This is a genomic window from Rhodothermales bacterium (assembly GCA_034439735.1).
Taxonomy (GTDB): Bacteria; Bacteroidota; Rhodothermia; order Rhodothermales; family JAHQVL01; genus JAWKNW01.
The window spans coordinates 1-4,579 of the sequence record JAWXAX010000109.1 but is presented as its reverse complement, the minus strand read 5'-3'; the positions used below and the strand labels follow the sequence as shown (position 1 = coordinate 4,579).

4 protein-coding genes are annotated in these 4,579 nt (G+C 62.8%); 1 reads left to right on the top strand and 3 read right to left on the bottom strand.

All coding sequences use genetic code 11. The features are described from left to right. Window positions 1-170: 170 nt before the first annotated feature. Complete coding sequence (locus SH809_08720) at window positions 171-1,811, top strand: D-aminoacylase (GenBank protein ID MDZ4699772.1); 1,641 nt, start codon at window positions 171-173, stop codon at window positions 1,809-1,811. 118 nt (window positions 1,812-1,929) lie between these two features. Here SH809_08720 and SH809_08715 read toward each other — a convergent pair whose 3' ends face one another. From SH809_08715 to SH809_08705, 3 genes are all read right to left on the bottom strand, one after another. Further along, window positions 1,930-3,048, bottom strand: a complete 1,119-nt coding sequence (locus SH809_08715) for an ABC transporter permease (protein MDZ4699771.1) — start codon at window positions 3,046-3,048, stop codon at window positions 1,930-1,932. A gap of 176 nt (window positions 3,049-3,224) precedes the next feature. Then, window positions 3,225-4,343: an ABC transporter permease gene (locus SH809_08710; protein ID MDZ4699770.1), complete on the bottom strand. Its 1,119-nt coding sequence runs from the start codon at window positions 4,341-4,343 to the stop codon at window positions 3,225-3,227. A gap of 23 nt (window positions 4,344-4,366) precedes the next feature. After that, window positions 4,367-4,579: ABC transporter ATP-binding protein (locus tag SH809_08705; GenBank protein ID MDZ4699769.1), on the bottom strand; the 213-nt coding region annotated here is incomplete at its 5' end.

The window sequence follows — 4,579 nt, the reverse complement described above, 5'->3', positions numbered from 1 at the left end:
GAGACGCCATGTGTGGCGTGACGGTAGTGGAGACGCCATGTTTGGCGTGACGGTAGTGGAGACGCCATGTTTGGCGTGACGGTAGTGGAGACGCCATGTTTGGCGTCTCTACGGGGGGTGGGACAATGCATCGCGCCCGGAAAGGGGCGTTGAACACGACATCAAACACCATGATACGCGGTACGTTATTCATCGCCCTGGTCGTCGTTGCGGCCGGGTGCGGGTCCTCGGGGGCCGAGGGCATCGAAGTCATGCGCCGGCCGCCGGACACGCTGTACACCTACATTCTGGAGGGCGGCACCCTGTACGACGGGCTGGGTAACCGATCGATCGAGACCGACATCGGGATCGTGGGGGATCGGATCGTCGCGTTCGGGGACCTCGCCGGCTTCCGGACGGAGCATCGGCTGGACGTGACCGACCTCGTCGTGACGCCGGGCTTCATCGACATGCACAGCCATGCGGCGGCGTCGAGCATCTCAGGGAGCGACCTGTTCCAGGAGCCGCTCGCCGAGAACTACCTGCGGCAGGGGGTGACTACGGCGATTTCGGGGCAGGATGGGTCGTCGCCGTATCCGATCGGGCCGTATCTGAAGGAAGTGGATCGCCGACCGGCGGCGATCAACCTGGGCCTGACGGTCGGCCATGGCACCATCCGCGCGTTTGTGATGGGAAACGTGGATCGTAAGCCCTCGCCCACCGAGTTGTCCCGGATGGAAGCGATGGTCGTCACCGCCATGAAAGACGGCGCGCTCGGGCTATCTTCCGGCCTCGAATACACGCCCGGAGCGTTCGCCAAAACAGAAGAGCTGATCGCCCTCGCGAAAGCCGCCTCGCCCTACGGCGGGATCTACACGAGCCACATGCGCGACGAAGGGGGCGAATTGCTCCAGAGCGTGGCCGAGACGATCCGGATTGGAGAAGAGGGGGGACTGGCGCCGCACATCACCCACCATAAAGTGATCGGTAAGGCGCGCTGGGGGATGACGAAAGAGTCGCTGGCCTTGATCGAAGCCGCGCAGGACCGCGGCGTTGATGCCGCGAGCGACGTGTATCCCTACACGGCTTCCAGCACCGGAATCAGCATCCTGTTGCCGGCGTGGGCGCGGCAGGGCTCGTCCGAGGAGCAACGCGCCCGGCTGCGCGACCCCGAGCAGCGCATCTTCATCCGCAACGACGTCGTCGAGCACCTGCGCATGGAGCGCGGCTCGGACCCATCGACCATCGTCATCGCCAACTGCACTTGGAACCGGCAGCTCAATGGCAAGAGCCTGTCCGACATCCTCACCGAACGCCAAAAAGAGGTGACGCTGGAAAACGCGGCCGACCTTGCGATCGAATTGCAGGAAAAAGGCGGATGTATGGGCGTCTTCCACTCGATGTCCGAAGAAGACGTCGAGCGGATCCTGACGCATCCGACCACGATGGTCGCCTCGGACGGCGGCATCCCCAGCCCGGGAGCCGGCGTGCCCCACCCGCGCAACTACGGCACCTTCGCCCGGGTGCTGGCGCGGTACGTGCGCGACCTCGACCAGCTCTCGCTCCGCGAGGCCGTGTACAAGATGAGCGGCCAGCCGGCGAAACGGCTCGGGCTGGCGGATCGCGGGGTGCTGACAGAAGGCGCTTTCGCTGACATCGCCGTGTTCGACCCCGCGCTGGTGCAGGACCTCGCCACGTTCGAGGAGCCGCACCAGTACGCCGCCGGCATGGTGCACGTGTTCGTCAACGGTCAACCGGTGCTGCAAGACGGCGCCGTCAGCGGCAAACGACCCGGGCGGGCGCTGCGGCTGTCGACGGCGAAAACGCCGTGATCGGGTGTTAACGGTATATCGTGGGGCGCAATGTGTTGCTTTGGGAGACGCAATGTGTTGCTTTGGGAGACGCAATGTGTTGCGTCTCTACGGGGGGCGCCATACGAATCCCGGATGGTCACACCGCGATTTTTCGGTACTGGCGGACGGCCATCGTCATCATCGCTACGGCGAAAACGGACAAAAACGCGATCTGCGGCTGCACGTCCGCCATGCCGGCGCCTTTCAGCAGCACCTGTCGCATGATCTGGATAAAGTAGGCGACCGGGTTGAGCAGCGTCAGTTTCTGCGCCCACGCCGGCATGCTTTCGATGGGTGTGAAGAGGCCGCTCATCAGCATACAGATTACCATGATGAACCAGGCGATAAACATCGCCTGCTGCTGGGTGTCGGTAATGGTGGAGATCCAGAGGCCCAGCGCCAGGATCCCCAGCAGATACACGGCGGCGAGGACAAAAATGAGCCCGATGTTGCCGAGGATCTGAACGCCGAAAACCAGGTGCGCCAGCACGAGGCCAATCGCCAGATCGACGAGCCCGATCACCCAGAACGGGAGCAGTTTGCCGATGATGAAATGCGCCTTGCGGAGTGGGGTGACGTTGAGCTGCTCGATAGTCCCGATCTCTTTTTCGCGGACTACATTCATGGCCGAGAGAAACATCCCGATCATCGTGACCAACACGACCAGGATGCCCGGCACCATGTACGTCTTGTAATCGAGATCGGCATTGTACCAGTGGGAGGATACCACCTCGATCCGGGGAGGGGCCTCCGCGCCCGCCACGCCGGCCGCCCGCTGTCGTTCCTGGTTGAAGGCGGCCAGGATGGAAGCGGCGTAGGACTGGACGACGCCGGCGCTCGCGCCGTCCACGGCGTCGAGCGTGAGGTCGATCGACGCACGACCGACCGTCTGCAGGTCCCGCTCGAAGTGGTGTGGGATGTGGACGATCAGCCGCGCCTGTCCGCGCTGCATCGCATCGTCCGCCGCGGCGGGGTCGTGGGTACGCTGGACCACCGTGAAGAACCCCGACGCCTCAAACCGCTCGATGAGTTGGAAGGATGTCGTGCTCCCGTCGTCGTCGATCAAGCTCATCGCAGACTGCTTCACCTCGAACGTCGCGGCGGATGAAAGCACCAGCAACTGCACGACGGGCATGACAAACAGGATTGGCAGCATCGCCCGATTCCGGAAGATCTGCAAAAACTCTTTCTGGAGGATGAAGGCGAGCGGGCGCATGAGGAAGGGTTTAAGGTTCCAGGTTTAGAAACTGTTGAGATTTCCACAACCGAAGGCATAGTCATCCCCCGGTCAAAGCCGGGGGATGACTTGCTCCTTATGCAATACGCAAATCTCAACAGTTTATTAAGGTTTAATGAGGCTTCAACGTGAGGCGGCGCCCTGCCAGAAACGCACTATTCCAGCCGGACTTTCAGGTTTCGGATGCTGACTCCCAGAAAGAGCGCGGTCATCCCGACGAGCACGAGGGTTTCCTTCCAGACGTACAGCAGTCCCACGCCCTTGATCATGATGCCACGGACGATGATCAGGAACCACTTGGCCGGGATGATATGGCTCACGATCTGCAGAGGAGCCGGCATGCTGGCTACCGGGAAGATCAACCCGGACAGGATGACGGTCGGGAGCAGCAACCCGCCGAGCGAGATCATCATCGCCGTCTGCTGCGTCTGGCTGCGGGTCGAGATGAGGATGCCGAGCGAGAGCGCGCAGACGGTGAACAGCAGGCATTCCGCCAGCAGCAGCGCGAGGCTCCCGCGCAGCGGCACCTGGAAGACGAAGCGGGCGAGCGTGAGCACCAGACCCACGATTCCGAGCGAGATCGCCAGGTAGGGCAGCACCTTTCCCACGATGATTTCCGCCGGCCGCAACGGCGAAACCAACAGCACCTCCATCGTCCCCGTTTCCTTTTCCCGGGTGATGGTGATCGACGTCATGAGGGCGCAGACCAGCATCAGGATGAGCGCGATGAGGCCGGGGACAAACAGGTAGACGCTTTTGAGCGTCGGGTTATAGCGCATGTGAACTTCGGGCGTTACGCCGGCGCCCGCCGCGCTGGCCGGGGAAGCCGTGGCCGCTAGCTGCCGCTGATAGTCTTGCAAAATGGACACGGTATAGGCGAGGACCGTGTTGGCCGAGTTGGGGTCGGTGGCGTCGGTCACGATTTGGACCTTCGCCGTGCCATCCCTCGCGAGGCGGCGCGCGAAGTCGGGCTCGAACACAAGCGCCTCGCGGGCGCGGCCGGCCTTGAATTCGGCCTCGATGGTGCCGAGGTGCGTCACAACATCCACCCCGATAAAAAACGGCGAGGCCAGCAGCTTGTCCGTGATCGCGCGGGTGACGATGTCGTTGGCCGGATCGACGATCACGACGCGGATGTCGTTGACTTCGTTGCGGATGGCGTAGCCGAACAGGAGCAGTTGCGCAATGGGCATCCCGAACAGGATCAGCAGCGTGCGCCGATCCCGCAGGATGTGGTACATCTCCTTGACGACAAAACCGCGAAAGGAATGCATGTGGTGTCTGGTTGATGGCCGGCTCAGCCCCGCGCCAGCGTGACAAAGACGTCGTTCATGTTCGCCGCGCCGTATGTTTTTTTGAGCGCGCCCGGGGTGTCGAGCGCCTCGATGCGGCCGTCGACCATGATCGAGACCCGGTCGCAGTATTCGGCCTCGTCCATGTAATGCGTGGTGGCGAAGACGGTGACGCCGGCGGCGGCGGCCTCGTAAATCATATCCCAGAACTGCCGGCG

What these genes read in the sequence shown, in the direction of transcription:
- SH809_08720 (MDZ4699772.1), top strand. Translation starts at nt 171, where the DNA reads ATGATACGCGGTACGTTATTCATCGCCCTGGTCGTCGTTGCGGCCGGG.
- SH809_08710 (MDZ4699770.1), bottom strand. Translation starts at nt 4,343, where the DNA reads ATGCATTCCTTTCGCGGTTTTGTCGTCAAGGAGATGTACCACATCCTG.
- SH809_08715 (MDZ4699771.1), bottom strand. Translation starts at nt 3,048, where the DNA reads ATGCGCCCGCTCGCCTTCATCCTCCAGAAAGAGTTTTTGCAGATCTTC.